Source organism: Bradyrhizobium sp. NBAIM03 (genome assembly GCF_020194055.1).
GTDB lineage: Bacteria > Pseudomonadota > Alphaproteobacteria > Rhizobiales > Xanthobacteraceae > Bradyrhizobium > Bradyrhizobium yuanmingense.
Map to the genome: position 1 here is coordinate 1 of NZ_JADYVS010000077.1, position 2,041 is coordinate 2,041.

Below are 2,041 nucleotides of genomic sequence, written 5' to 3' on the forward strand. Positions count from 1 at the left end.
GCGGGTTCCAGATAGGGCGTGGAAGCGCAGAAGCCCGCCAGGAATATGTAGATCCAAGCATTGCCTACCAAGGAGCCTTCGTCCGAAGTGGCCGTCAAAGTCAGCCGTCTGAGACAGGCGGAGATCTCGGAAGGGAAACCAAATGCACCCGGCGGGTCCCCGTCGGTGCATCCATTCCGCTCACCGTCAGATGTGTCGATGCCATGCTCCTCCTTGGAAGGCCAATGCCAAAACAGAGCCCCGAAAACGACATCATGACAGAAGAATCAGATATCAGATCTGCGAACGCAAACATTCGTGCAAGCACTGTCTGGACAATTGTGCTCGGCTTTGCCGCGGATCCGTTGATGCGTTGGAGCTGGCCTGACCCAAGGCAATACCTTAGGAGCATGCCTCAGTTCATTGACGCCTGTGGGGGCCGAGCATTTGCACATGGCACAGCCTACGTCGCGGGAGAGATTCGTGGCGCGGCCCTGTGGCTGCCTCCCAACGTGCAGCAAGACGAGGAGGCATTGGATGCAATCATGGCGCTATCCCTGCGCCCGGAGATTACCGAGGATATGGCACACTTGCGGCGGGGAATGGCCGAACATCGTCCCCACGAGCCACATTGGTATCTGCCGCTCATTGCCGTCGATCCGAACTGGATCGGAAAAGGGCTTGGCACGTTGCTGATGAAATACGCCCTTCAACGATGCGATGAGAACGGCATTGTTGCCTACCTCGAAAGCTCGAACCCTGAAAACATTCCCTTTTACCAACGTCACGGCTTCAAGGTCGTTGGTGAGATACAACACGGTTCTTCGCCGCCGCTCACGCCAATGTTGCGAACGGCTTCATTCCGACCCAGCAAGGCCGCGCCGCCGGATCGGCTCGTCACCCAAACTCAAGCATAGCTCCGCCTCATCCCGTTAGGATTGATTGCCAATAACCTGACATGACCGCGTTCGGTCAGGACGGCTTATGTTCGCGGCCCAGACAACTGAGCACGTGAGGCGGCTCGCCCGGCCTGCGAAAAGCATACGAATCGTCTCTTCGGCAAAGTTGGCATGTCTGATGTGAGAGCTGGCGGGGTCAAATCCACTAAGCGTGGGACATTGCCACGGGCGGCTGCATCGATTGCGGTCGGGCTCCAGACAATTTTCATCTAGGGGCCACAGAAAGCGATGAATGGCGAGACGCGTATGGCCGCCGAAACCCGATCCAGCCCAACTCAATTCGCGGACCGCGAACCCATCGATGCCAACATTCAGGATGTCCAGGGTTGCTGTTCCCCTGTTGGAGAATTTGCGACGCCACTTCCAAAGGCTTGAGCACATCTTTGCCGATCGCAGGCGCTGGGTCGTCGAGCGCACCTTTGCGTGGCTCGGCAGATGTCGGCACCTGTGCAAAGACTTCGAAGGTTCCGCCGCTACCGAGCTCGCTTGGCTGCTCGTCGCCCAACTGAGGCTCCTAACTCGCCGATTGGCTGGCCTTGAGAGGTCTATGCTTTTTGAGTGAGGCTCTCAGGACAGGCGCTCGGCGAATTTCGAACCTCGACCTCGGGGCTGCTCCAACTGGTTTACTTGACTGTGCCGTCTTGACGAGCCTAGGCAGGGCCTTCTATATGTGGTGTCGTCTTGGTTTTAAGTTCGCATATATGGTGGCGCGGAGTTGGGGGTCTCGGCCGCGGCTATTCCGAGGCATTAGCGCGACAGCGCTGGGAAGGCCGACAGCCGCAGCGACCCGCGAGCCAGGAGACCTAATGCGACAGAACGCATGTGCCCGGGTGGGTCGCTTGCAGCCGGGGACATTTGCCCGGTCTCCTCGCAAGTCGTCCGCACGGTCCCAGCCCCCAAATATCACGGGGTTGCCGATGTCGGCGTCTTACGATTTCGATCAGTATGGTCATCTCATTGAGCTGCCGAGTGTGCGGCAGCCCTCAGCGCAGGCAAAGGTCTTGTGCAGCCGGCCGCGCTGTCCGGCTGCCCGAGGGTGACGTGCCGGCACCGCCCGGATCGGGGGTTTCGGAGTCGGCGGCCTCGCGGAGGTTCGTAGCGCT

General features: G+C 59.3%; 1 protein-coding gene and 1 pseudogene. Both read left to right on the forward strand.

Annotated elements, in window-relative coordinates; all coding sequences use genetic code 11:
* Window positions 1-254 precede the first annotated feature (254 nt).
* Window positions 255-896, forward strand: coding sequence for a GNAT family N-acetyltransferase (locus I6F21_RS37445; RefSeq protein ID WP_192893372.1), 642 nt, complete (start codon window positions 255-257; stop codon window positions 894-896).
* A gap of 436 nt (window positions 897-1,332) precedes the next feature.
* A pseudogene (locus I6F21_RS39120) lies at window positions 1,333-1,500 on the forward strand (transposase); the annotation flags it as partial.
* Between the last annotated feature and the right edge of the window lie 541 nt (window positions 1,501-2,041).